Annotated in this window: 23 protein-coding genes; 9 read left to right on the top strand and 14 right to left on the bottom strand. The window is 60.6% G+C overall.

From position 1 onward, the window contains the following. Position 1 precedes the first annotated feature (1 nt). The 3 genes from phnT to phnR form a co-directional block, all read right to left on the bottom strand. A complete protein-coding gene (gene phnT / locus WCL58_RS13545; protein ID WP_236553337.1) occupies positions 2-1,126 on the bottom strand; it encodes a 2-aminoethylphosphonate ABC transport system ATP-binding subunit PhnT in 1,125 nt (374 codons plus the stop codon). A gap of 8 nt (positions 1,127-1,134) precedes the next feature. Continuing rightward, a complete protein-coding gene (locus WCL58_RS13550; protein WP_145958028.1) occupies positions 1,135-2,145 on the bottom strand; it encodes a 2-aminoethylphosphonate ABC transporter substrate-binding protein in 1,011 nt (336 codons plus the stop codon). Between the two features lie 174 nt (positions 2,146-2,319). Continuing rightward, the gene (phnR, locus tag WCL58_RS13555; protein WP_049198574.1) at positions 2,320-3,039 is read right to left on the bottom strand and encodes a phosphonate utilization transcriptional regulator PhnR; all 720 of its coding nucleotides are present in this window, start codon (positions 3,037-3,039) and stop codon (positions 2,320-2,322) included. Between the two features lie 155 nt (positions 3,040-3,194). Between phnR and phnW the strand changes: the two genes are divergently transcribed. Together phnW and phnX are read left to right on the top strand one after the other, a co-directional pair. Continuing rightward, the gene (gene phnW, locus WCL58_RS13560) at positions 3,195-4,298 is read left to right on the top strand and encodes a 2-aminoethylphosphonate--pyruvate transaminase (protein ID WP_060419242.1); all 1,104 of its coding nucleotides are present in this window, start codon (positions 3,195-3,197) and stop codon (positions 4,296-4,298) included. Positions 4,299-4,307: 9 nt separating this feature from the next. Then, positions 4,308-5,117, top strand: coding sequence for a phosphonoacetaldehyde hydrolase (phnX, locus tag WCL58_RS13565; protein ID WP_060419240.1), 810 nt, complete (start codon positions 4,308-4,310; stop codon positions 5,115-5,117). A gap of 64 nt (positions 5,118-5,181) precedes the next feature. On the opposite strand, the gene WCL58_RS13570 is transcribed toward phnX, so the two are convergent. From WCL58_RS13570 to WCL58_RS13585, 4 genes are all read right to left on the bottom strand, one after another. Then, positions 5,182-6,573 (bottom strand): L-cystine transporter, encoded by a 1,392-nt coding sequence (locus WCL58_RS13570; RefSeq protein ID WP_038877619.1) that lies wholly within the window; start codon positions 6,571-6,573, stop codon positions 5,182-5,184. 181 nt (positions 6,574-6,754) lie between these two features. Further along, positions 6,755-7,303, bottom strand: a complete 549-nt coding sequence (locus WCL58_RS13575) for a metal-dependent hydrolase (protein WP_004931456.1) — start codon at positions 7,301-7,303, stop codon at positions 6,755-6,757. Between the two features lie 424 nt (positions 7,304-7,727). After that, positions 7,728-8,393: a hexitol phosphatase HxpB gene (hxpB, locus tag WCL58_RS13580; protein ID WP_049198577.1), complete on the bottom strand. Its 666-nt coding sequence runs from the start codon at positions 8,391-8,393 to the stop codon at positions 7,728-7,730. A gap of 64 nt (positions 8,394-8,457) precedes the next feature. After that, positions 8,458-9,738 carry an HdeD family acid-resistance protein gene (locus WCL58_RS13585; RefSeq protein ID WP_060419239.1) on the bottom strand — a complete coding sequence of 427 codons (1,281 nt, stop codon included), beginning with the start codon at positions 9,736-9,738 and terminating at the stop codon, positions 8,458-8,460. Between the two features lie 185 nt (positions 9,739-9,923). Between WCL58_RS13585 and WCL58_RS13590 the strand changes: the two genes are divergently transcribed. Beyond that, on the top strand, positions 9,924-10,484 hold the full coding sequence (locus WCL58_RS13590; RefSeq protein ID WP_038877612.1) for a YniB family protein: 561 nt from the start codon (positions 9,924-9,926) through the stop codon (positions 10,482-10,484). Positions 10,485-10,519: 35 nt separating this feature from the next. On the opposite strand, the gene WCL58_RS13595 is transcribed toward WCL58_RS13590, so the two are convergent. From WCL58_RS13595 to ghoS, 6 genes are all read right to left on the bottom strand, one after another. Then, entirely contained in the window at positions 10,520-11,389 is an 870-nt protein-coding gene (locus WCL58_RS13595; RefSeq protein WP_336851281.1) for a fructosamine kinase family protein, read from the bottom strand. Between the two features lie 237 nt (positions 11,390-11,626). Further along, on the bottom strand, positions 11,627-12,481 hold the full coding sequence (locus tag WCL58_RS13600) for a metal ABC transporter permease (protein ID WP_038877608.1): 855 nt from the start codon (positions 12,479-12,481) through the stop codon (positions 11,627-11,629). After that, positions 12,481-13,341 (bottom strand): iron/manganese ABC transporter permease subunit YfeC, encoded by an 861-nt coding sequence (yfeC, locus tag WCL58_RS13605; protein ID WP_141959051.1) that lies wholly within the window; start codon positions 13,339-13,341, stop codon positions 12,481-12,483. The genes WCL58_RS13600 and yfeC overlap by 1 nt, the downstream gene beginning before the upstream one ends. Then, positions 13,341-14,231 carry a manganese/iron ABC transporter ATP-binding protein gene (locus WCL58_RS13610; RefSeq protein ID WP_047727680.1) on the bottom strand — a complete coding sequence of 297 codons (891 nt, stop codon included), beginning with the start codon at positions 14,229-14,231 and terminating at the stop codon, positions 13,341-13,343. The genes yfeC and WCL58_RS13610 overlap by 1 nt, the downstream gene beginning before the upstream one ends. Next, on the bottom strand, positions 14,228-15,172 hold the full coding sequence (locus WCL58_RS13615) for a metal ABC transporter substrate-binding protein (protein ID WP_060419234.1): 945 nt from the start codon (positions 15,170-15,172) through the stop codon (positions 14,228-14,230). Before WCL58_RS13615 ends, WCL58_RS13610 begins: the two co-directional genes overlap by 4 nt. A gap of 131 nt (positions 15,173-15,303) precedes the next feature. Beyond that, positions 15,304-15,603, bottom strand: coding sequence for a type V toxin-antitoxin system endoribonuclease antitoxin GhoS (gene ghoS / locus WCL58_RS13620; protein ID WP_038877599.1), 300 nt, complete (start codon positions 15,601-15,603; stop codon positions 15,304-15,306). Positions 15,604-15,712: 109 nt separating this feature from the next. Between ghoS and WCL58_RS13625 the strand changes: the two genes are divergently transcribed. The 6 genes from WCL58_RS13625 to WCL58_RS13650 all read left to right on the top strand — a co-directional run bounded on the left by WCL58_RS13625 (position 15,713) and on the right by WCL58_RS13650 (position 23,372). Then, positions 15,713-16,378: a transglycosylase SLT domain-containing protein gene (locus tag WCL58_RS13625; RefSeq protein WP_049295470.1), complete on the top strand. Its 666-nt coding sequence runs from the start codon at positions 15,713-15,715 to the stop codon at positions 16,376-16,378. Between the two features lie 309 nt (positions 16,379-16,687). Then, positions 16,688-17,413, top strand: a complete 726-nt coding sequence (locus tag WCL58_RS13630) for a gluconate 2-dehydrogenase subunit 3 family protein (RefSeq protein WP_038877597.1) — start codon at positions 16,688-16,690, stop codon at positions 17,411-17,413. 2 nt (positions 17,414-17,415) lie between these two features. Continuing rightward, on the top strand, positions 17,416-19,197 hold the full coding sequence (locus tag WCL58_RS13635) for a GMC family oxidoreductase (RefSeq protein WP_025302609.1): 1,782 nt from the start codon (positions 17,416-17,418) through the stop codon (positions 19,195-19,197). A 12-nt stretch (positions 19,198-19,209) separates the two neighbouring features. Next, a complete protein-coding gene (locus WCL58_RS13640; protein WP_060419230.1) occupies positions 19,210-20,547 on the top strand; it encodes a c-type cytochrome in 1,338 nt (445 codons plus the stop codon). Positions 20,548-20,804: 257 nt separating this feature from the next. After that, the gene (locus tag WCL58_RS13645; protein ID WP_060419228.1) at positions 20,805-22,088 is read left to right on the top strand and encodes a hypothetical protein; all 1,284 of its coding nucleotides are present in this window, start codon (positions 20,805-20,807) and stop codon (positions 22,086-22,088) included. Between the two features lie 150 nt (positions 22,089-22,238). Continuing rightward, entirely contained in the window at positions 22,239-23,372 is a 1,134-nt protein-coding gene (locus tag WCL58_RS13650) for an ABC transporter substrate-binding protein (protein WP_336851282.1), read from the top strand. A 40-nt stretch (positions 23,373-23,412) separates the two neighbouring features. On the opposite strand, the gene WCL58_RS13655 is transcribed toward WCL58_RS13650, so the two are convergent. Then, complete coding sequence (locus WCL58_RS13655; RefSeq protein WP_038877591.1) at positions 23,413-24,099, bottom strand: MarC family NAAT transporter; 687 nt, start codon at positions 24,097-24,099, stop codon at positions 23,413-23,415. Positions 24,100-24,104: the final 5 nt, after the last annotated feature.

The following is a 24,104-nucleotide window of genomic DNA, read 5'->3' on the forward strand; positions in this document are numbered from 1 at the left end:
GTCAGTCCTCGATCAGTACCGCGTCGTCGGGGGCGAAATAGAGCGGCACGCGCTCGCCGAGCTGCGGCATCTGGCTGCGATGGGTGGTGACCACGCGCAGCGGATGGCCTTGCGCGTCGAACTGCAGGTGCGTCAATTCCCCCTGCCAGTGAATATCGCGTAGCGTACCGATGAGGCAGTTGCTGCGCTGGGCGTCGGCATCAAGCGCAATATGCTGCGGCCGAATACACAGCAGTTTGTCGAAACCGCGTTGCGCACCATAGGTAAAGCAGCCGATCACTTTGCCGGCGCAGCTGACGGTGGTCATGCCTTGCCCGGTAGTGGTCTCCAGCGCGGTGGCCGGCAGCAGGTTGGCGCGGCCGAGGAACTCGGCGGCGAAGCGGTTCGTCGGATGATGGTACAGCGCGCGGGTCTCGCCGTGGGCGATCAGGTGGCCGTCGCGCATGATGCCAATCTTGTCCGCTAGCGTCAGCGCTTCGCCCTGATCGTGGGTGACGTACAGGATGGTCAGGTCAGGCAGTTCGCGGTGCAGGCGGGCGATCTCTTCCACCATGCTGTGGCGAATTTGCGCGTCCAGCGCCGACAGCGGTTCATCCAGCAGCAAGACTTTTGGGCGCACCGCGATGGCGCGGGCGATCGCCACGCGCTGCTGTTGGCCACCGGAGAGCTGGCTGGGATAGCGCTTGGCGTAGGCGGACATGCCGACGATGGCCAACGCCTCTTCGACGCGCTCGGCGGTCAGGCCGCGCGGCTTGCCCTGGGCGCGCAGGCCGAACGCCACATTGTCTTCGACGCGCATATGCGGAAACAGCGCGTAGTTCTGTACCACCATGCCCAGGCCGCGCTCATAAGGTGGCACGTCGGTGACATCGACGTCACCGATGGCAATACGCCCGGCGGAGGGCTGCACGAAGCCGGCGATCGCCCGCAGCACGGTGGTTTTGCCCGAACCGGAGGGGCCGATCAGCGCCAGCACTTCGCCGGGGGCGATGGTGAGCGTCAGGGGTTTCAGCACCTCGGTGCCGCGATACGACACGCTGACGCGGTCGAGCTGAATGCCCGACGGCCCGGCGATGTCCTGGCTGCTATCCCGCGCCTCGGCGCGGGAAGAGAGGGTAGAAGGCATCGTCAGCGTCATTCGGTCACCTGGTGCCAGCGGGAGATATCGGCGGACAGGCTGCTCACCACCTGATTCCAGTCCGGCGCCCAGATCTCAACGCCTTTCAGCGCCGCCTGCGACTGCTTGAAGTTATCGTCGGTCGGGGTGACGTCCTTACGCACCGGCATGCCGTAGGAAATGGCGCTGACGCTGCTCTGGGCTTCTTTGCTCAGCAGGAAGTCGATCAGCTTTTTGCCGTTGGCGCTTTGCGGCGCGCCTTGCACCAGGCCGACATAGTAAGGCAGCACCAGCGTGCTGCGCTTGCCGTCCGGCCCGGCCGGCCAGAACACCTTCACGTTCGGGTTGCTGCGCATCTGCGCCAGGTTCATCTGCAGATCGCCGTTGGCCACCAGCAGCTCGCCTTTATTGACCAGCGCGGTCAGCTTGCCGGTGGAGGCGGAAGGGCCGACGTTGTTGCTTTGCAGTTTGCCGAGGTAGTCGAAACCGGCGTCTTTGCTGCCGAAGCTGTGAAACGCCTGCAGCATCACCGCGGTGCCGTCACCCGCCTGGCCCGGCGTGGAGTACTGCAGCTTGTTGCGGAACTGCGCGTCCAGCAGCTGCTGATAGCTGGCGGGCGCCTGCGGCAACAGTTTGGCGTTATAGATGAAGCTCAGGTAGTTGTTCACCAGCGGCACGAACTGCGGCTGGGCGTCGGCGATCTGCGCCGCATCCTGCGGGGTGAAATCCTGCAGCAGTTTTTCCGCGGCGGCGCGCTGGATGAACGGCGGCAGCGTCACCAGCACGTCGGCCTGCGGGTTGCTGCGCTCTTTCGACAGCCGCTCGACGATGGCGCCGGAACCGCCTTCGACGTACTGCACCTTGATGCCGGTTGCCTGAGTGAAGGCGTCGAACTGGGTTTGATACCAGCTGTGATCGCCGTCGTGCAACCCATCGGCGGAGTAGACGGTCACCACTGCGTCGGCGGCCCAGGCCGGCGCGGCGCCGAGTGCGATGGCGGTCATCACGACCAGACGAGAAAGTTTCATAGCTTCAGCCTCACTGTTGCGGGTTAATGCGAAACTGGTATACACCAGATATGCGGCCAAGCTAATCGGCGAATATGACAAACAAATGAAAGCGGCAAAATATATTTACCGGCAACGGGGATCGGGCTTGGGAGCGAAAAGGGGGCGGCAGGCGCAGCCCCGTCATGCAGAGGGTTAAAGCGTATCGACTTCGATGCGCAGGCTGTCGTGGCGCCAGTATTCGATATCGAAATCGAGAATGCGGCCGTGCTGATCGTAATTTAATCGGCGCAGCAGCAAGGCGGGCAGGCCGACCATGGCGCCGAGCGCGTTGGCGGCGCGGTAAGGCAGGGCCGTTGGATAGAACGACAGATGCATGTTGCTGTAAATCAACGCGTAATGCTGTTGATAGACCTCGGTCAGGCTGCCGTTGAGATCGTGGCTGAGCAGTTCCGGCACCCGCTGCGGCAGGCAGTGGTTTTCGCAATAGCAGATGGCGCGGCCGTCGGCGTAGCGCACGCGGCGTAGCAGATACACCTGATCGAACGGTTCGAGCGCCAGCGGCTGCATCACGTCGAGCGGCACCGTGGTTTTTTCGCCGGACAGCAGCGCGGTGCGCGGCGTGCGCCCCTGCTCCTGGCAGAGGCGGTGGAAGTTGGTGTTCTGCGTCGGATCCAGCCACAGCCGCTCCGGCGTGACGAACCAACCGCGGCGATCGGCGCGGTAGATGGCGCCGGTGGCCTCCAGCTGCGCCAGGCTCTCGCGAATGGTAACGCGGGTGGTGGAGAAGATGGCGCACAGCTCGCGCTCCGAAGGCAGCTTGTCGCCCGCCTGCAGCGCACCGCGGGTGATGCGCGCCTGAAGCTGATCCTTGATCTGCAGGTAGTGGGGCATATCGCCCTGATGTTCTTTCATTTCATCTCGCTATGGCATCGGCCCGACATTCCGGCACGCGCTTATTATACATAGCCAGATGAATTTTTTGTTTCACCGCGCTTTGTCGTTTGACCGGGGAAGGAATTTGCGGCCACAATGCCCGCAATCTGGTATAGACCAAATAGGTGAATAACATGTCCGATCGTAACTACCTGCTGTTGACCCCCGGCCCGTTGACCACGTCGAAAACGGTAAAAGAGGCGATGCTGTTCGACAGCTGCACCTGGGATGAAGATTACAACCTGGGCGTGGTGCAAAGCATCCGCCAGCAGTTGGTGGCGCTGGCGACGCCGTCCGCCGGTTACACCTCGGTGTTGCTGCAGGGCAGCGGCAGTTTTGCGGTGGAAGGCGTGCTGGGCACGGTCATCGGCCCGCAGGACAAGCTGCTGATCGTCAACAACGGCGCCTACGGGGCGCGAATGATCGAAATGGCGCGGCTGATGGACATCGACCATCACGCTTTCGACTGCGGCGAGGTCAATGAGCCGGACGTGGCGGCGATGGAGGCGGTGCTGAAAAGCGATGCGCGCATCAGCCATATCGCCATGGTGCACTGCGAAACCACCACCGGCATGCTCAACCCGCTGCAGAAGGTCGCCGGCCTGGCGGCGCGCAACGGCAAGACCTTTATCGTCGACGCCATGAGCAGCTTCGGCGGCATCCCGCTGGATGTGGACGCGCTGGGCATCGATTTTCTGATCAGCTCCGCCAACAAATGCATTCAGGGCGTGCCGGGCTTCGCTTTCGTCATCGCCCGCCGCAGCGAACTGGAGAAATGTGCCGGCCGTTCACGCTCGCTGTCGTTGGATCTGTATGCCCAGTGGCGCTGTATGGAAGACCAGGCCGGCAAATGGCGCTTTACGTCACCGACCCACACCGTGCTGGCCTTCGCGCAGGCGCTGAAAGAACTGGAACAAGAGGGCGGTATTGCCGCGCGCCACCGCCGCTATCAGACCAATCAGCGGCGGCTGGTGGCGGGTATGCGCGAGCTGGGCTTTGAGACTCTGCTGGACGATGCGTTGCATTCGCCGATTATCACCGCGTTCTATTCGCCAAAGGCCGACACTTACCGCTTTGCCGAATTTTATCAGCGCCTGAAGCAGCAAGGGTTTGTGATCTATCCCGGCAAAGTGTCGCAGAGCGACTGCTTCCGCATCGGCAACATCGGGGAAATTTATCCGCAGGATATCGAACGTTTGCTGGCGGCCGTCGGGCAGGCGATGTACTGGAATCAATAAGGATTGACCATGAAACAGATCAACGCAGTGATCCTCGACTGGGCCGGCACCACGGTGGACTTCGGCTCCTTTGCGCCAACGCAGATTTTTGTCGAGGCATTCAAACAAACCTTCGATATCGACATCAGCCTGGCGGAGGCGCGCATTCCGATGGGGCTGGGTAAATGGCAGCACATCGAGGCGCTGGGCAAGCTGCCGGCGGTCGACGCGCGCTGGCGGCAGAAGCTGGGCCGTTCGATGAGCCATCAGGACATCGACGCGCTGTATCAGGCGTTTATGCCGCTGCAAATCGCCAAAGTGATCGACTTCGCCGATCCCATCGAGGGTGTGCCGCAGGTGATTGCCGGGCTGCGCGAACAGGGCATTAAAATCGGCTCCTGCTCCGGTTATCCGCGTGCGGTGATGGAGGTGCTGGTGCCTGCCGCCGCGCAGCGCGGCTACGCGCCAGATTACTGGGTCGCCACTGACGATCTCGCCGCCGGTGGCCGGCCGGGGCCGTGGATGGCGTTGCAGAACGTTATCGCGCTGGGCATCGATGCGGTGGCGCACTGCGTGAAGGTGGACGACGCGGTGCCGGGCATTGCTGAAGGGCTGAACGCCGGGATGTGGAGCGTCGGATTGGCGCTGTCCGGCAATGAGTTTGGCGCGACCTGGCAGGAGTACCGCCAAATGGCGGAAGGTGAGATAGAGCTGCGCCGTACGGCCGCCGCCGATAAGCTGTACGCGGCGGGCGCGCACTATGTGATAGACACGCTGGCGCACTTGCCGGGCGTGATCGCCGACATCAACCGGCGGCTGGCGAACGGCGAGCGGCCGTAACGACCGAGCGCGGAGCATAAAAAAACCGGGGATAATCCCCGGTTTTTTTCGTTTTGAGACGGCGTTAACGGTGAGCCAATTCGACTTCGTCTTCGCTGTCCATCACGGCTTTGTCGGTTTGCTTCATCAGCTGGCTGGTGATGGTGCCTGCCGCCATGGAGCCGTTGACGTTCAGCGCGGTACGGCCCATGTCGATCAGCGGTTCGACCGAGATCAGCAGCGCGACCAGCGTCACCGGCAGGCCCATCGCCGGTAGCACGATCAGCGCGGCGAAGGTAGCACCGCCGCCCACGCCCGCTACGCCGGCGGAGCTGATGGTGACGATGCCGACCAGGGTGGCGATCCACACCGGATCCAGCGGGTTGATGCCGACGGTCGGCGCAACCATTACCGCCAGCATTGCCGGGTAGAGGCCCGCACAGCCGTTCTGGCCGATGGTGGCACCGAAAGACGCCGAGAAGCTGGCGATGGATTCCGGCACGCCCAGGCGGCGGGTCTGCGCTTCCACGTTCAATGGAATGCTGGCGGCGCTCGAGCGGCTGGTGAAGGCGAAAGTGATCACCGGCCACACCTTGCGGAAGAACTTCATCGGGTTAACGCCGGTGAAGGCCAGCAGCACAGCGTGCACCACGAACATGATGGCCAGGCCGATATACGAGGCCACCACAAAGCTGCCGAGCTTGACGATGTCGTGAATGTTGGAACCGGCGACCACTTTGGTCATCAGCGCCAGCACGCCGTACGGCGTCAGCTTCATGACCAGACGCACCAGCTTCATCACCCAGGCCTGCAGGGTGTCGATAGCCACCAGTACGCGCTCGCCTTTCGGCTTGTCGTCTTTCAGCAGCTGCAGCGATGCCACGCCGAGGAAGGTGGCGAAAATCACCACGCTAATGATCGACGTCGGGCTGGCCCCGGTCAGATCGGCGAACGGGTTTTTCGGGATGAACGACAGCACCATCTGCGGCACGGTCAGGTCGGCCAGTTTACCCACGTAGTTGGTCTGGATCGCCGTCAGGCGCGCGCTTTCCTGCGCGCCCTGCACCAGGCCTTCGGCGGTCAGGCCGAACAGGTTGGTGACCAGCACGCCCACCAGCGCCGAGATCAGCGTGGTGAACAGCAGCGTGCCGATAGTCAGGACGCTGATTTTGCCCAGAGAAGAGGCGTTGTGCAGCTTGGCCACCGCGCTCAGGATCGAGGCGAACACCAGCGGCATGACGATCATTTGCAGCAGCTGCACATAGCCGTTGCCGACGATGTTGAACCAGCTGATGGATTCTTTCAGCACCGGGTTGTCGGAGCCGTACACCAGCTGCAGGCCCAGGCCGAACACCACGCCGACCACCAGGCCGACCAGCACTTTTTTCGCCAGGCTCCATTGCTTGTGGCGGGTTTGCGCCAACAGCAACAGGAGCGCGACAAACACCAGCACGTTAATCACGAGCGGAAGATTCATCCCCAATGTCTCCAATAATCTTTCTTATAAAAACGACTACGCATCACGTATGTCGCGATGTAAATATCGTAACAGTTTGCCGAGTGGCCTACTTATATCCAAATGGAATTTGATATAGCTTTTTGTGTGTTTTTGTTCTTTTTATATACATGAAGGTGATGGGTTGAGCGGATTTTTGTGATCAGAGTCTGATATTTCTGATTTGCTCGACATAGGATTGCACCGGCAGGGTGAAATCACCTTGCCAACAGATGGCAAACGCCACCAGGCACAGACACAGCACGCGCTCGAGCTGATTGCCTTTTTGCGAGTTGAGCAGCGGCAGGCGAAAACGCCAGCGGCATGGCCACAGCAGCGGAACGCCGGCGGGAGTGAGCATATCGGCCAGCAGATGGCTGAAGTAACCGATGATCATGGCGTGCAGCGCGTCGGCCGGGATCGGCCAGCTGCGCGGCACGTCCAGCTGGAACAGCGCCATGCCGCCGGCGATCGCCAGCAGGCTGTGGGTGAAGCCGCGGTGGCCGAAGGCGCGGGCGATGGGCAGGGCAATCCAGCGCAGACGCTGGCCCAGTACCGACTTGGGGTGATCGATGTCCGGCAGCAGCGAGGTCAGCAGCGCGGCGGGTATGATGTGCCACCAGTCGCCGGTAGCCAGCTCTGGCGTCACTTCCGCCTTCTTGGCGAAGATCGCGCAAGCGACAGAGAATATAAGGTGTCCTTCCGCGGTCATGCTGTTGCGATTCCGGCTGGTAAACTGTTAATTTATCCAGTATATGGGAAAATTCCCAGTAGTGGAAGCAGTTACCCTGTAACCAATTGTTTATTTTTCCCGGTTTTACAACGGCTTGTTACGGCAATGCGTAACAAATCATCGCTTTTGACGGGCGTGAACAAAAAGCGGGCAATGGGCGGTGCGGAACGGAGAGAAATAAGGGCGGTTTTCAGTACGCAGCGGCGGGAGGAAGCGGCGGCCGCGAAGAGCGCTGCGTGGCAGTGACAACGTTTCGCGGACCGTCGCTTTCCCTGCCGCCCAGCATAATAACAACAGCATGCCGATTCAATAATAATGAAACGCTGTTTCGTTTGTTTTGCGGCACGGATCCCTTTTATGGCGCTGAGCGGAAAGCCAGGGCGCCGGTGGCCGGCGCCGCAGGTCAGGCAAAGTGGGCGGGGGTGAGCTGTTCCAGGGTCTCCAGCTGGTGGTCTGCCAGCGCCCAGCGCGGATCGTGGCGGTATTCGGCGGCCGGGATCACGATGGAGCGCATGCGCGCGGCCTTGGTGGCGATCATGCCGTTAAAGGAGTCTTCCAGCGTGATGCAGCGCAGCGGATCGCTGCCCAGCCGTTCGGCGGCGATCAGGTAGACCTCCGGGTGCGGTTTGCTGTACGGCAGGTATTCGGCGGAAACCAGCTGGTCGAAGTAGCCCTCAAGATCGAACATCTTCAGTACCTGCTGTTGCATGTGCAGCGGCGAGGCGGAGGCGAGACCGATGTTCAGCCCCTGCTCGCGGCACAGTTCCAGCGCCTGCCGGACCCCCGGCAGCAGCGGGCGCGTCTCGTGCACCAGCTCGATGGCGCGTTCGATAATCCGTGCCGACACCTCATCGAGCGAAACCCCTTGCCACGGCATCGCCTGGTACCACATTTTCACCACCAGATCGATGCGCAGCCCCAGGGTGTCCGGCAGTTTGTGGCGATCGGACAGATCCAGACCCAGCGCGCCGAAGATATCCAGCTCGGCCTGCAGCCACAGCGGTTCCGAATCGATCAACAAGCCGTCCATATCAAAAATTGCGGTTTCAATGCGTTGCGAATAAGCCATTAGCGGTTAACTCCTGCCGGCGCGGGTGAATGTGCCCGACACTCTATCATCGCCGACGGCGAGACTAAAATCTTTGCCTGCGCGTTTGGCTTTTGCCAAAGCGAAGGATATTCCACATCTCGCGCAACTTTAGCCACCAGCGTTGGTGTTGGCGCTCGGTAACCTGTTGCAACATGCGCGCATAGTCCAGCACCAACCCCGGCGTCCAGGTCATGCTTTCGCCACGGCTGCGCAGTACCGCCAGCATCCACAGATTGGGATCCAGCACCAATAACAGAAAACGGCGCCACAGATGTTTATCGCCCAGCACGCCCTCCAGCGCACTGTCGAGCGCGCCGATGACCGTGGTGGAGCAGTTACGCCGGGTCAGGTTGTAAGTCGCATCCTGTCGGTAGCGTAACCAGAATGCGCGCAGCGCCGCCGGGTTATAGCGATAGAACTGAATTTTTTTGTCCGGGGGGCACCAGGCGGCGATCTCGCCCGACAGGTCGGGCAGGAAACGTCCGTCGACGTTGTTCTGTTCGCCGGCATGCAACAACTGGCGGAAATCCTGAACGGAATGGCTGATGTCGTTGAGCGGGTAGTGACTGATATACACATCCGGCGCGAGCGCCAGGGCGGCATGGCCGGTGGAGATATTGCCGCCGTTGTCGACCGCCGCGATGTATCGGTCGACGATGTAACGCCGGCGCGGATCTTTAGCCGCACCAATCGGTGTCCAGACATACACCGTGAGCGGCGCAGTCTCATCCGCCGGGGGCGGTGGCTGCCGGGTTGGGTGCTGATTCAGAGAAAAGCTTGTCAGTCTCCGGGCGATGCGCAATAAAGCCCAGCCGGAAAGCACCATCATCACGCCGAGGCAAAAGGGCACCGTCATGCGATGCGGCGCCGGCCAGCCGACAAAAATCATCAACGAAAGCAGGATTTCGCCGCCGCCCGCCAGCGCCACGGCTTTCCATCGGCTGTGTTGAATCACCGTGGAGGAGGCGATGCGCACGGCGCCGTCAAGCAGCAGCGCGCTGCCAAACACCACGGTGGCGACGATGTTATCGTCTGCGGGCACGTCCAACATTAAAAAGGCCATAAACACGAAGCCCAGCCCCTTAAGCAGCACCGGCCGGCTGGCCGAAGAGCCGATCACCAGCGCGGCGGATATCGCCACCAGCCCCTCCAGCGCCAGGATGACCGCCAGCGCATCCAGCGCCAGCACGGACCGGCCATCCTGCAGGATGTCGAACAGCATCAGCGCCCCTGCGGCTATCCACAGCCAACCGAACAGCACCAGCAGGCGGCGCTGGCCGTGCAGCGCCTGCGCGCCCAGCAATAAGATAATCAGTCGAATCATGACGGCCTCTGGTTAAACGGGTAACGTTATCTCTTCAATGATAGTGCGCGAACGTCGTTAAGCAGTTGATTTCGGCGAATTCGGCTAAGCTTGTAGCACAGCGGGAATGAAGAAAACGGTGGGCGAGTTTCGCCAACTGCAGGTAGACTTAGCCGATTCGGTTACGTCGCTAACAAGGGGAACACATGACGTATCAACAGGCCGGGCGTATCGCCATTTTGAAACGCATTCTCGGATGGGTGGTTTTTATCCCGGCGTTGCTGTCGACGCTGATTTCCGTGCTGGGCTTTATCTATCAGCACAGTGAAAAAACCAAGGGCATCAACGCGGTGATGCTGGATTTTGTTCACGTGATGGTGGACATGGTGCGCTTCAATACGCCGTTCCTGAACCTTTTCTGGTACAACTCGCCGGTGCCTGACGTGGATAAAAGCCTGTTCAGCGGCGCCAATCTGATGTTCATCATCATCTACATACTGATCTTCGTCGGGCTGGCGCTGCAGGCTTCCGGCGCACGCATGTCGCGCCAGGTCAAGTTCATCCGCGAAGGGTTGGAAGACCAGATGATCCTGGAGCAGGCCAAGGGCAGCGAAGGGCACACGCGCCAGCAGCTGGAGGCGCGCATCACGCTGCCGCACCACACCATCTTCCTGCAGTACTTCCCGCTGTATATCCTGCCGATCGTGATTGCGGTGATCGCCTGGTTCGTGATCCGCCTGTTGGGGCAGTTGGCCGGCGCGGCCTGAACCATGAACGGGGCGCCGAGCGGCGCCCCGGAACGTTATGACGCCTCGGGCTGCAACAGCGCCTCCACCGCGCGTTGCGCAGCCACCAGATGCTGGCCGCCGAACAGGTTGCTGCGGTTGAGCAGGTAGTACAGCTGATACAGCGGCTGGCGCTCGATAAATCCGGCCCCCAGCGGCCATACGCTCTGATAGCCGTCGTAGATCTGCGGCGGCAGCTCGGGGTACAGCGGCAGCATCGCCAAATCGCACTCCCGGTCGCCCCAGTAGCTGGCCGGATCGAATAGGATCGGCCCGTGGGCGGTCATCGCGCAGTTGCCTGGCCACAGGTTGCCGTGCAGCAGCGATGGCTGCGGCTGGTGGTGCTGCAAGCGCAGATACACCCGATCGACGATGTCGTCGATGTCACCAAAGGTCATGCCTTTCTCGGCAGCCAACTGCAGCTGCCAGCCGATGCGCTGTTCGGCGAAGAATTCCGACCAGCGGCGCTGCCAGGCGTTGGGTTGCGGGGTGGTGGTCAGATCGCTGTCGAAGTCGAGGCCGAACTGCGGTTGCTCGCTCCACTGGTGCAGGTGCGCCAGCTGCTGGCCCAGACAGTAGGCGCCGTGGGCGTCGAGGGGTTTCAGCTGCTGATACTCCAGCAGCAGGAAGCTGTAGTCGCGATCGCTGCCGACGCCGTACACTTCCGGCACCCGCACGCTTTTGCTGCGCGCCAGCAACGCCAGCTGATCGGCCTCGGCGGTGAATATCGGCAGTTGTTCACGGGCGTCGCATTTCACGAACACCTCGTTGCCACCGTAACTCACGCGCCACGCCGGGTGAATGTCGCCCCCGGGCAGTTCAATCCTTTCGCGTATCTCTGCGCTGCCAAGATGTTCACTTAACAGACGGCTAACGGCTTGCCACATGGTATTTCCCCCTCTGTGCTGCCTGATAATTCATTAGGTTAGCGTCTTTCCCGTGGTGAAAACACGACGCGGCGCACAGCCGGCGTCAAAGGCGGCGATTTTTTCAGCGCCTCGCCAGCTCAAAGTATATACCCTATTGATTAATTTAAGCGCAATACCGGTTGCAACTTGATGACAACGACGCGATGAGCGGGGGAAGGTGATGCGGCGAGCAGAGGGCATCGCCGCATCGGTGAGTTAACCGCCGGTGAGGGCGCTTTGGTTACGCTGTAACGGACGCAGCTTGCTGTACAACAAGGCGATAACGAACAGCACGGCCTGTACGATGACGATGCAGGGGCCGGTGGCGCCGTCGATGTGGAAGCTGATCAGGGTGCCGAGCACGCAGGAGAACACCGATACTATCGTCGCCACCATCAGCATGCGGTCGAAGCGGCGGCACAGCATAAAGGCGATGATGCCGGGGGCGATCAGCATGGCGATCACCAGGATCACCCCCACGGCCTGCAGCGAGGCGACGATGGTCATCGCCAGTAGGCACAGCAGCCCGTAGTGCAGCAGCTTGACCGGCAGGCCAATCACCCGCGCATGATGAGGATCGAAGCAGTACAGCATGAAGTCTTTACGCTTGAGCAGCACCACCGCCAGGGTGATGCCGGCGATCAGCAGGGTTTGCTTCAGCTCGCCGTCGGTAATGCCCAGCATGTTGCCGAACAGAATGTGGCTCAGGTGCTGGTCGGTATCGATGCGCGAGAACAGCACCAGGCCGAAGGCGAACATGCCGGAAAAGACGATGCCCATCACCGTGTCTTCTTTCACCCGGCTGTTCTCTTTCAGGTAGCCGGTGGCTACCGCGCAAAAGATGCCGGAGAGGAACGCGCCGATCGCCAGCGGGATGCCGACCACGAACGCCACCACGATGCCGGGCAGCACCGCGTGCGAGATGGCGTCGCCCATCAGCGACCAGCCTTTGAGCACCAGATAGCAGGAGAGCACGGCGCACACTACGCCGGTGACGATGGCGGCGACGATCGCCCGCTGCATGAACGGGTAGGCGAAGGGTTCGCTGAGCAGTTGATACAGGGTGTCCATCAGCGGCCTCCGGTTTGCGAATGCGCCACGCGGCGCCGGGACGCCAGCAGGCCGTGTTTCGGCGCGAAGAAGAACGCCGTCAGAAACACCAGCGTTTGCAGGGTGACGATCACGCCCCCGGTGGCACCGTCGAGGAAGAAACTCAGGTAGGCGCCGACGCCGCTGGTCAGCGAACCGATGATGATGGCGATGATCACCAGCCGGCTGAAGCGATCGGTCAGCAGGTAGGCGGTGGCGCCCGGCGTGATCACCATGGCGATCACCAAAATGGCGCCGACGGTTTGCAGCGCGGCGACGGTGCAGGCGCTAAGCAGGGTGAAGAACAGGATCTTCAGCTTTAGCGGCGACAGGCCGATCGACACCGCGTGGCTTTCGTCGAAGAACACCGCCAGCAGGTCTTTCCACACCAGGCACAGGATCAGCAGCGAAACGCCGATGATGATTTCCACCTGCAGCACGTCTTCGTCGGCGATGCCGAGGATATTGCCGAAGATGATCGACTGTACGTTGACCGAGGTGGGGTTGAGCGACACGATCAGCAGGCCGACGGCGAAGAAGGTGGAGAAGATAAAGCCGATGATGGCGTCTTCGCGCAGCCGGGTGATGTGGCGCACCAGCGTCATCGCCAGCGCCGCCAGCATGCCGGTGAAAAAGGCGCCGGCGGCGTAGGGCAGGCCGAGGGCGTAGGCGCCGGCTACGCCGGGCACCACCGAGTGCGACAGCGCGTCGCCCATCAGCGACCACCCTTTCAACATCAGGTAGGCGGAGAGGAACGCACAGGCGGCGCCGACGATGGCGCTGACCCAGATGGCTTTCACCATGTAGTTATAACTGAAAGGTTGCAGCAGAAGGTCCAGCATCAGGATTGTTTCTCCCTGGCCTGGCTGTTGGCCGGCGGATCGCTCTTGGTGTGGCCGTAGAACACCGCGGGGCGTTCATCGTCGGTCAACACCGTAACGGTGCGCGGATCGTTGTCGTCGTGCAGATCCGGGCCGGAGAGGTTGATATGGCGCAGCACGCCGCCGAACGCCTGTTCCAGGTTGCTCTGGGTGAAGGTGGTCTCGGTCGGGCCGGCTGCCAGCACCGTGCGGTTGATGAGGATCACCCGATCGCAAAACTCCGGCACGCTGCCGAGGTTATGGGTGGAAACCAGGATCAGGTGCCCCTCGTCGCGCAGCGCGCGCAGCAGCTCGATAATGGCGTTCTCGGTTTTTACATCCACGCCGGTGAACGGCTCGTCCAGCAGCAGTACCGTGCCCTGTTGCGCCAGCGCGCGCGCCAGAAACACGCGTTTTTTCTGGCCGCCGGACAGCTCGCCGATCTGCCGGCTGCGCAGCTCGCTCAGGCCGACGCGTTCCAGCGCCTTGTCGACCCGCAGCCGGTCTTCGCGCGACGGGATGCGCAGGAAGTTCATCTTGCCGTAACGGCCCATCATCACCACGTCTTCCACCAGCACCGGGAAGTTCCAGTCGACGTCTTCGGTCTGCGGCACGTAGGCGATCAGGTTTTTTTTCAGCGCGTCCGCCACTGGTTTGTCGCTCAGCGACACCTGGCCGGCAGTGGGCCTGACCAGGCCCATGATGCTTTTGAACAACGTCGATTTGCCGCTGCCGTTGACGCCGACCAGCGCACAGATCGAACCGCCGCTCAGGGTAAAGCTGGCGTTGTGAATGGCGGTGTGCCCGTTGTTGTAGGTTACGGTGACGTCGTCCACGTTCAATTCAGGGCGGACAAACGGTTCATGGGTCATTGATCGAATCCTTTGGCGATGGTTTGCACGGTGGTGTTGAGCAGGTCGATATAGGTCGGCACCGGGCCATCGCGGGTGGACAGCGAATCCACGTACAGCACGCCGCCGTATTTGGCGCCGGTCTCTTTCGCCACCTGCTTGGCCGGCTTGTCGGAAATGGTGCTCTCGCTGAACACCACCGGAATATGGTGGGCGCGCACCGCATCGATCACCCGGCGCACCTGCTGCGGCGAGCCTTGCTCATCGGCGTTGATCGGCCAAAGATAAACTTCTTTCAGCTGGTAGTCCTGCGCCAGATAGCTGAAGGCGCCTTCGCTGGTCACCAGCCAACGCTGTGCGGCAGGAATGCGCGCCAGGCGTTCGCGCAGCGGGGCGTCCAGCGCGCCGATCTTCTCTGCGTAGGCCTTGGCGTTGCGGTTGTAGGTTTCTGCATGGGCCGGATCGTGCTCTACCAGCGCCTTACGGATGTTCTCGATGTACACCAGCGCGTTGCTCGGCGACATCCAGGCATGCGGGTTCGGGTTGCCGTTATACGGCCCTTCGCGGATCGGCAGTGGGGTGATGCCTTCGGTCACGACCGCCGCCGGCACCTGCTTGATGTTCTCGAAGAAGCGCTGGAACCAGCGTTCCAGGTTCATGCCGTTCCACAGGATCAGATCGGCGTGCTGTGCCTTGACGATGTCGCGCGGGGTAGGTTGATAGTCGTGGATCTCGGCACCGGGTTTGGTGATGGATTCTACCACGGCGGCGTCACCCGCTACGTTCTGGGCGATGTCCTGAATGATGGTAAAGGTGGTCACCACGCGCAGCTTCTTTTCCGCCAGCGCGTGTGGGCTGGCCATAGCGGCGCCGAGCAGCAGGCAGGCGAGCGTGAAAGGGCGTAACAGTGCGGCAGCGCGGGGAAGGCGACTGCGGCGAAAAGCGCAACTTATCAATGGCATGATGACGTCTCCTGGTTCAAATGAAAATGATTATCAATATCAATTGAAGCGAAGTCAAGCGTCACTTGCCCACCGCCGGCGGGGTATTTCTCCAACTGAAAAAATAATACCGTCCGGGGAGTTATAGCATTTTATGTATCAGTATGTAACCGCTGAAGGTAGTCCTTACAGCTGCATATCGCCACCTCCGGCTGTTTTCCCAATGCCAACTGCCCGAACCCCTGCGCCAGACGCTGTACATCCTCTTGATCCAGCACGGTTATAAACGCAAAACTGTTGCTGCCGAGTTCGTGGTGAACGCCATTCTCGTCTGTCACCGACGTGACAAAACCCTCACGCGTCAATTGCCCGGTCAGCTTCGCCAGGTCGGTCAATCCTTCTTCCTGATAGCGAAAAGTCACCACAAAGCAGCTTGTTGCAGATTGACTCATAAATCACCTCTTGGTATATGGATAGCTTGAGATTAGTCCAAAAAATTACTGCAGGTGTCCTTACAAGTTGTATATGCTACGCAACTCATTGAAAGGAATGAGGGATTCTGTGAAAACAAAAATAGGTTGCCTTACGGCAATTTTACTTTTGTCGGGGTGCGCCAAAGACCCGCAAACGGCAAGCAATATTTCAGGCAGTGGCACAACGCGCGGCGGTTGGTTAAAACCCCCTCCGCAGGCACCGGTAAATCGCACAGGCACGCCGGTTGTTTATAACGATTACATTCGTCAGGCCGCCAGCAACTATGGCGTCGACGAAACGCTGATTAAAGCGATTATTCAGGTGGAGTCCGGGTTTAACCCGAACGTGGTCAGCACCTCGAACGCAGTGGGATTGATGCAGCTTAAGGCTTCTACCGCCGGCCGCGACGCCTATCGCATGAAAGGACGAAGCGGGCAACCCAGCTCGCGAGAGCTGAAGGATCCGGCGGTCAATATTGATCTGGGAACGGCCTATATCAATATTCTTCAAAGCCAGCAGCTAGCCGGGATCAACAACCCACAGACTTTGCGTTATGCCACCATCGTTTCGTACGTGAACGGGGCGGGCGCCATGTTGCGTACCTTCTCCTCGGACAAGCGCGTGGCGGTCAATCGCATCAATCAGATGAGCCCGGATGAGTTTTATCAGCACATCCAGAAAAAGCACCCGGCACCGCAGGCGCCGCGCTATTTGTGGAAGGTGACCACCGCTTATCAGGCGATGTCGCCGTAGCCTCCCATCCTTCTTCAAATCGGCCGCTGAACGCGGCCGATTTTGTTTCCGGCGCCGTTCCAGTGCGCGACCTACTTCTCATTTTTCGTTATTTCCTCGCTGCTTATCGGAAAAACCGCACAAAAAGTTAAATTTACGTTAGCAGATAAATCTTTACGTTCATTCAATAAGTTACCGGTAACATTTTTGCTTTTGCGCGCATTGTGACCTTCAATAAATATACAAATAAGTAACAAATTATTTTAAAAACCCGTATCGATCGCAAGGTTGCGGTTAAATAGTTGTGACTATCTTTGGATGGAATGTGACATGTCGAACCATAAAACCAACAATTCGCGGCGCGATTTCTTGTTGAAATCGATGACCTTAATTCCTGCGGCGGTAATTGGTGGCAGCGGCGTTGGCGCGCTGACGGCACCGACACCGGCGGTCGCGGCCTCGAACACCACAACGCAGAACGATTACCAACCGACCTTTTTCACCCCGGAAGAGTGGGCCTTCATCAAGGCCGCCGTTGCGCGCCTGATCCCGGCCGACGAACGCGGCCCTGGCGCACTGGAAGCCGGCGTGCCGGAGTTTATCGATCGCCAGATGAATACCCCGTACGCCACCGGCTCCATCTGGTACATGCAGGGGCCGTTCAACCCCGATGTGCCGAAGGAGATGGGCTATCAGCTGCCGCTGGTGCCCAAGCAAATCTACAACCTCGGCATCAGTGACGCCGACGCCTACAGCAAGAAAACCGCCGGTAAGCCTTTCGCCGAACTGGATGGCGCGCAGCAAGACGCCATGCTGCAAAAGTTCGAGTCCGGCGAGGCGGAGTTCCAGCAGCTGCCGTCGAAACTGTTCTTCTCCTATCTGCTGCAAAACACCCGCGAAGGTTTCTTCAGCGATCCTATCCATGGCGGCAACAAAGACATGGTGGGTTGGAAGCTGATTAATTTTCCGGGCGCGCGCGCCGATTTTATGGACTGGGTTGAGCGAGGGGAGCGTTATCCCTTCCCGCCGGTCTCGATTCGTGGGGAGAGGGGCTAATCATGGCAACGGTAATGAAAAAAGTAGATGCGGTGATCGTCGGCTTCGGCTGGGTGGGCGCGATCATGGCCAAAGAGCTGACCGAGGCCGGCCTCAACGTGGTGGCGCTGGAGCGCGGCCCGATGCGCGACACCTATCCGGACGGGTCTTATCCGCAGGTGATCGACGAGCTGACCTATAACATCCGCCGCAAGCTGTTCCAGGATCTGTCGAAAAGCACCGTCACCATTCGTCACAACAGCAGCCAGACCGCGGTGCCTTACCGCCAGTTGGCGGCGTTCCTGCCGGGCACTGGCGTCGGCGGCGCCGGCCTGCACTGGTCGGGCGTGCATTTCCGCGTCGATCCGATCGAACTGCGCATGCGCAGCCACTATGAAGAGCGCTACGGCAAAAACTTCATTCCGAAGGACATGACCATCCAGGACTTCGGCGTGACCTACGACGAGCTGGAACCGTTCTTCGACAAAGCGGAGAAAGTGTTCGGTACCTCCGGCACCGCCTGGACCATCAAAGGGCAGAAAGTGGCGCAGAAGGGCGGCAACCGCTTTGCGGCGGATCGCTCCAGCGACTTCCCGCTGCCGGCGCAGAAAAATACCTACTCCGCCCAGCTGTTCGAGAAAGCGGCGCTGGAGGTGGGTTACCATCCTTACAACCTGCCGTCCGCCAACACCTCGGACTCTTACACCAACCCGTACGGCGCGCAGATGGGCCCGTGCAACTTCTGTGGTTTCTGCAGCGGCTACGCCTGCTACATGTATTCCAAAGCTTCGCCGAACGTCAACATTCTGCCGGCGCTGCGCATGGAAAAACGCTTCGAGCTGCGCACCAACGCCAACGTGCTGAAGGTCAACCTGACCGACGACAAGTCCCGCGCCACCGGCGTGAACTACGTCGATGCGCAGGGCCGCGAGATTGAACAGCCGGCCGATCTGGTGATCCTGGGCGCGTTCCAGTTCCACAACGTGCACCTGATGCTGCTGTCCGGCATCGGCAAGCCTTACGATCCGGTGACCGGCGAAGGCGTGGTCGGGCGCAACTTCGCCTACCAGAACATGACCACCATCAAGGCGTTCTTCGATAAAGACGTGTTTACCAACCCGTTCATCGGCGCCGGCGGCAACGGCGTGGGCGTGGACGACTTTAACGCCGATAACTTCGACCACGCTAAAGAAGGCTTCGTCGGCGGTTCGCCGTTCTGGGTCAACCAGGCGGGCACCAAGCCGATCTCCGGCCTGCCGACCCCTCCGGGCACCCCGGCCTGGGGCAGCAAGTGGAAAGCGGCGGTGGCGGATGCCTACACCCACCACGTTTCGATGGACGCCCACGGCGCGCACCAGTCGTACCGCAATAACTATCTGGATCTCGATCCCAACTACAAGAACGTCTTTGGCCAGCCGCTGCTGCGCATGACGTTCGACTGGCAGGAAAACGATATCAAGATGGCGCAGTTCATGTACGACAAGATGGCGCCGATCGCCAAGGCGATGAACCCGAAACTGATCGCCGGCAGCCCGAAAAACGCCAACAGCCACTTCGATACCACCAGCTACCAGACCACCCACATGAACGGCGGCGCGGTAATGGGGGAAGATCCGAAGACCAGCGCGGTCAACCGCTATCTGCAGAGCTGGGACGTGCACAACGTGTTCTCGATCGGCGCCTCGGCCTTCCCGCAGGGGCTGGGCTACAACCCGACCGGCACCGTGGCGGCGCTGGCTTACTGGTCTGCCCGCGCTATTCGCGAGCAGTATCTGAAAAACCCAGGCCCATTGGTGCAGGCATAAGGACGGCGAACGATGAAAGCATTTGTACCGGCACTGGTTCTCAGTGCAGTGAGTTTTTCCGTTTGGGCGCAGGACGCCACCGTCAGCAGCGAGCTTATCAAGCGCGGTGAATACCTGGCGCGCGCCGGCGACTGCGTGGCCTGCCACACCGACGGCAAGAGCGGCAAAACCTTCGCCGGCGGTCTGGCGATGGAGACGCCGATCGGCACCATTTACTCCACCAACATCACGCCGGACAAGAAAACCGGCATCGGCGATTACAGCTTCGAGGATTTCGACAACGCGGTGCGTAAGGGCGTAGCCAAAAACGGCAGTACCCTGTACCCGGCGATGCCGTACCCGTCGTTCGCGCTGGTGAAAGAGGAAGACATGCGCGCCATGTATGCCTATTTCATGCACGGCGTGCAGCCGGTTGAGCAGGCCAACAAGGATTCCGACATCCCGTGGCCGCTGTCGATGCGCTGGCCGCTGAGCATCTGGCGCGGCATGTTTGCGCCGTCGCCGGCGGACTTCGTGGCTGACGCCAAAGCCGATCCGGTGATTGAGCGCGGCCGTTATCTGGTGGAAGGCCTGGGCCACTGCGGCGCTTGCCATACCCCGCGCAGCATCACCATGCAGGAAAAAGCGTTGAGCAACAGCGAAAGCGACGACTATCTGTCCGGCAGCAACGCGCCGATCGACGGCTGGGTGGCTTCCAGCCTGCGCAGCGACCGTAAGGATGGCCTGGGCAGCTGGAGCGAAGCCGAGCTGACCGAGTTCCTGAAAACCGGCCGTAACGACAAGGCGATCGTGTTTGGCGGCATGAGCGACGTGGTGGAGCACAGCCTGCAATACCTGAGCGACGACGATCTGACCGCCATCGCACGCTACCTGAAATCGCTGCCGCCGAAAGACGGCAAACAGCAGGCGGCGCCGGTCGAAGACAGCGTGGCCAAGGATCTGTGGCGCGGCGACGACAGCAAGCCCGGCGCGGCGCTGTATGTTGATAACTGCGCGGCCTGCCACCGCACCGACGGCGTGGGCTACAAGCGCGCCTTCCCGTCGCTGAAGGGCAACCCGGTGGTGCAGACCGAGGACGCGACCTCGCTGATCCACATCGTGCTGACCGGCAACACTACGCCGGCGGTGCAGGGGGCGGTGTCCAACATCACCATGCCGCCGTTCGGCTGGCGTCTGAACGATCAGCAGGTGGCGGACGTGGTGAACTTCATCCGCACCAGCTGGGGCAACAGCGCCAAACCGGTGAGCGCCTCCGACGTGGCCGACGTGCGTAAAGACCGCTCGATGATCCGCGACGAGAAGGAGATGGGCAGCGCCGAGGTGCCGGACCATCCGGACGCGAAGAAGTAAACCGCTTAAGGGCTCCGCAAGGGGCCCTTAGTTTTTTCTGTGCATGCCGGTTTTTTCAGCATTTCCTGTTCGCAAATTGCCCGCTCGGCCGATAAAACATAGACCCGCAGGGGATTTTTCATTATCCTTTGCCGTCCTTTCATCAGGCGTAAGTATGAAATATCGCTTTAATTCACTGATTACTATTAAAAAGTTCGCGGAGAAGGATATCCCGTTAGGCGCAATCGTTGGCGCCGCAGATTAAGGTAGACTGTCTCATGAGTACGATTTCTCCCGATTCAGGCACGCTGACGGCCGCTCAGCCAGCCAAATGGAACAAAACCGACACCGTCTGGATGTTCGGCCTTTATGCCACCGCGGTGGGCGCCGGCACGCTGTTCTTGCCGATCAACGCCGGTTTGAACGGCCCGCTGGTGCTGCTGTTGATGGCGCTGTTCGCTTTCCCGCTGACCTATTTGCCGCACCGCGCGCTCAGCCGCTTCGTGCTGTCCGGCTCCAGCCGCGACGGCAATATTCACGATGTGGTGGTGGAACACTTCGGCGTGCTGGCCGGCAAAATCATCATGATGCTGTATCTGATGGCGTTCTTCCCGATCGTGCTGGTGTACAGCATTTCGATCACCAACGCGCTGGACAGCTTCCTGATCCATCAGTTCCACGTGGCGCCGCTGCCGCGCATCTGGCTGAGCCTGGCGGTGGTGGTGGTGCTCAATCTGGTGCTGCTGCGCGGCAAAGACAGCATCGTGGCGGCGATGGGCATGCTGGTGTTCCCGCTGCTGGTGTTCCTGATGGGCATTTCGCTGTACCTGATGCCGAGCTGGAATACTGCCAACTTCGTTAGTGGCCTGGCCGCCACCCGCTTCGACACGCCGGGGCTGTGGCATTCGCTGTGGCTGGCGGTGCCGGTGATGGTGTTCTCCTTCAGCCATGCGCCGATCATCTCTTCCTTCGCCTCGACCCAGAAGAGCCTGTATGGCGATAAGGCGGAACGCCGCTGCGCGCGCATCATGCGCTACAGCTATGTGCTGATCTGCGTCACCGTGCTGTTTTTCGTGTTCAGCTGCGTGCTGAGCCTGTCCCATGAAGACATGCAGCAGGCGAAAGACCAGAACATCACGGTGCTGACCACGCTGGCCAACAAATTCTCCAACCCGCTGATCGCCTATCTCGGCCCGGTAATGGCGATGTTGGCAATGGCCAAATCCTATCTCGGCACCTCGCTGGGGGTGACGGAAGGGGCGACCAGCCTGATCGACGGCGTCACGCGCGCGGTCGGCAAACCGCTCAGTTCGCGTATGACGCACCGCATCTCGGCGGTGTCGCTGTTCCTGCTCACCTGGGCGGCGACGGTGTGGAACCCCAGCGCGCTGCACATCATTGAAACCATCAGCGGCCCGCTGATTGCCGCCATCCTGTTCATTCTGCCGATGTACGCGGTGCGCGCGGTGCCGGCAATGCGTAAATACCGAGCGGCGAGCAACGTATTCGTACTGGTGATGGGCCTGATTGCGCTGTCGGCGCTGATCTACGGCCTGGTGTGATCCTCAGGGCGCGCCGCTTCCGGCGCGCCTCTTCATCCCGCGTTACACATCCCTTTGCAATTAATCGCCGGGCAACGCGGCGTGACCTTTGATAATGCTAGCCATTCTCATTACTATTCCCTGGTTGAATTGTTTACCAAGGAGCTTTTCGTGCACCGTCGAATTACTCTGTCGGCGCTGGTTTGCGCCGCCGCGCTTTCCGTCCCGGCGATGGCCACTACCTATCCGCTGACCCTGACCGACACTTCCGGCCAGACGCTCACCCTCCAGCAAGAGCCAAAACGCATCGTGGTGCAGGACGGGCGCGATATTCTCACGCTGGCGCTGCTCGATCGCGCCAACCCGTTCGATCGGCTGGTGGCCTGGAACAACCTGTTGAAGAAAAGCGATGCGGCGACCTGGGACATCTTGCAAAGCAAATGGCCGGCGGCGAAAAACATCATCGATATGGGGTTCAGCGACAAGGGCGAAGTCAATCTGGAAAGCGTGATCGCCAAACGCCCCGATCTGATGATCGCCCAGCTGCGTTCCAAACCTTCGCTGAGCCAAACCGGCGTGCTGGATAAGCTGAAGGCGTTGAACGTGCCGGTGCTGTTTATCGACACCATGCTCAAGCCGGTGGAAAACACGCCGAAAAGCGTGACGCTGCTGGGGGAAACCCTCAACCGCGAAAGCGAAGCCAAGCAATATACCGATTATTATCAGCAGCACTATCAGGCCATTCTGGCCAAGACGCAGGCGGTGGAACCCAAGCCGCTGGTGTTCTTTGAAGCCAAGGCCGGCCTGAACGGGCTGGAGTCCTGCTGCTATACCCACGCCCACGTCGGCTGGGGCGCGTTGGTGGAAGCGGTCGGCGCGCGCAATATCGGCTCTGCGCTGCTGCCGGGCGCCACCGGCGACGTGGCGCTGGAAAAAGTGATCAGCATGAAGCCGGACGCCTACATCGTTTCCGGTTCACAGTGGGCCAGCAAGACCAACGCCGCGGTGCCGTTTGGCTACGGCGTGACGCAGCAGCAGGTGGATGAGGCTTTCAACCGGATGAAGCAGCGCCCGGGGTTCGCTCAGGTGTCGGCGGTGAAGGAAGGGCGGTTCTACGGTATCTACCATAACTTCTACAACCACCCGTACAACATCGTCGGGCTGGAGTATCTGGCGAAGTTTATCTATCCGGCGCAGTTCCCGGATCTGGATCCGGCCAAGACCTACAGCGAGATCCTCAGCCGCTTTACCGAAGTGCCGGAAGGCAAGGGCATTTTGGGCGCGCAGGCGCCGGCGGGGAAATAACGGCAACGGGCGCGACGATCATCGCGCCCGTTTTTTATCGTCAGGCGGCCGGCGTATAGGTGGAGATAATCTCCAGTACGCCGTTGATGATGAACTGCACGCCCATGCACACCAGCAGGAAGCCCATCAGGCGAGAGATCGCCTCGATGCCGCTTTTCCCCACCAAGCGCATGATGGCGCCGGAACTGAGCAGGCAGCCCCACAGGATCACCGCGACCGTCAGGAAGATGGCGACCGGCGCCACGGCCAGTACCCAGGGTTCAAAACCCAGCGTGTTCGCTTTGACGCTCGACGCCGAGCTGATGATCATCGCGATGGTACCCGGCCCGGCGGTGCTCGGCATGGCCAACGGCACGAAGGCGATGTTGGCCGACGTCTTATGGCGCAGCTCGTGCGACTTGCTTTCTACCTCCGGTGCCTCTTCAGGGCTCTGCTGGGGGAACAACATGCGAAAACCGATGAAGGCGACGATCAGCCCGCCGGCGATGCGCAGGCCGGGGATCGAAATGCCGAAGGTGTTCATCACCACCTGCCCGGCGTAAAACGCCACCGTCATGATGCAGAACACATAAACCGAGGCCATCAGCGACTGCTGGTTACGCTCTTCGCGCGTCATATTGCCGGACAACCCGAGCAGCAACGCCACCGTGGTCAGCGGGTTGGCCAGCGGCAACAGCAGCACCAAACCCAGTCCGATGGCCTGGAATAACTGCAAAATACCCGTCATAAAAA

Source organism: Serratia sp. TMDUHS_CL (assembly GCF_037137105.1).
Classification (GTDB): Bacteria; Pseudomonadota; Gammaproteobacteria; order Enterobacterales; family Enterobacteriaceae; genus Serratia; species Serratia nevei.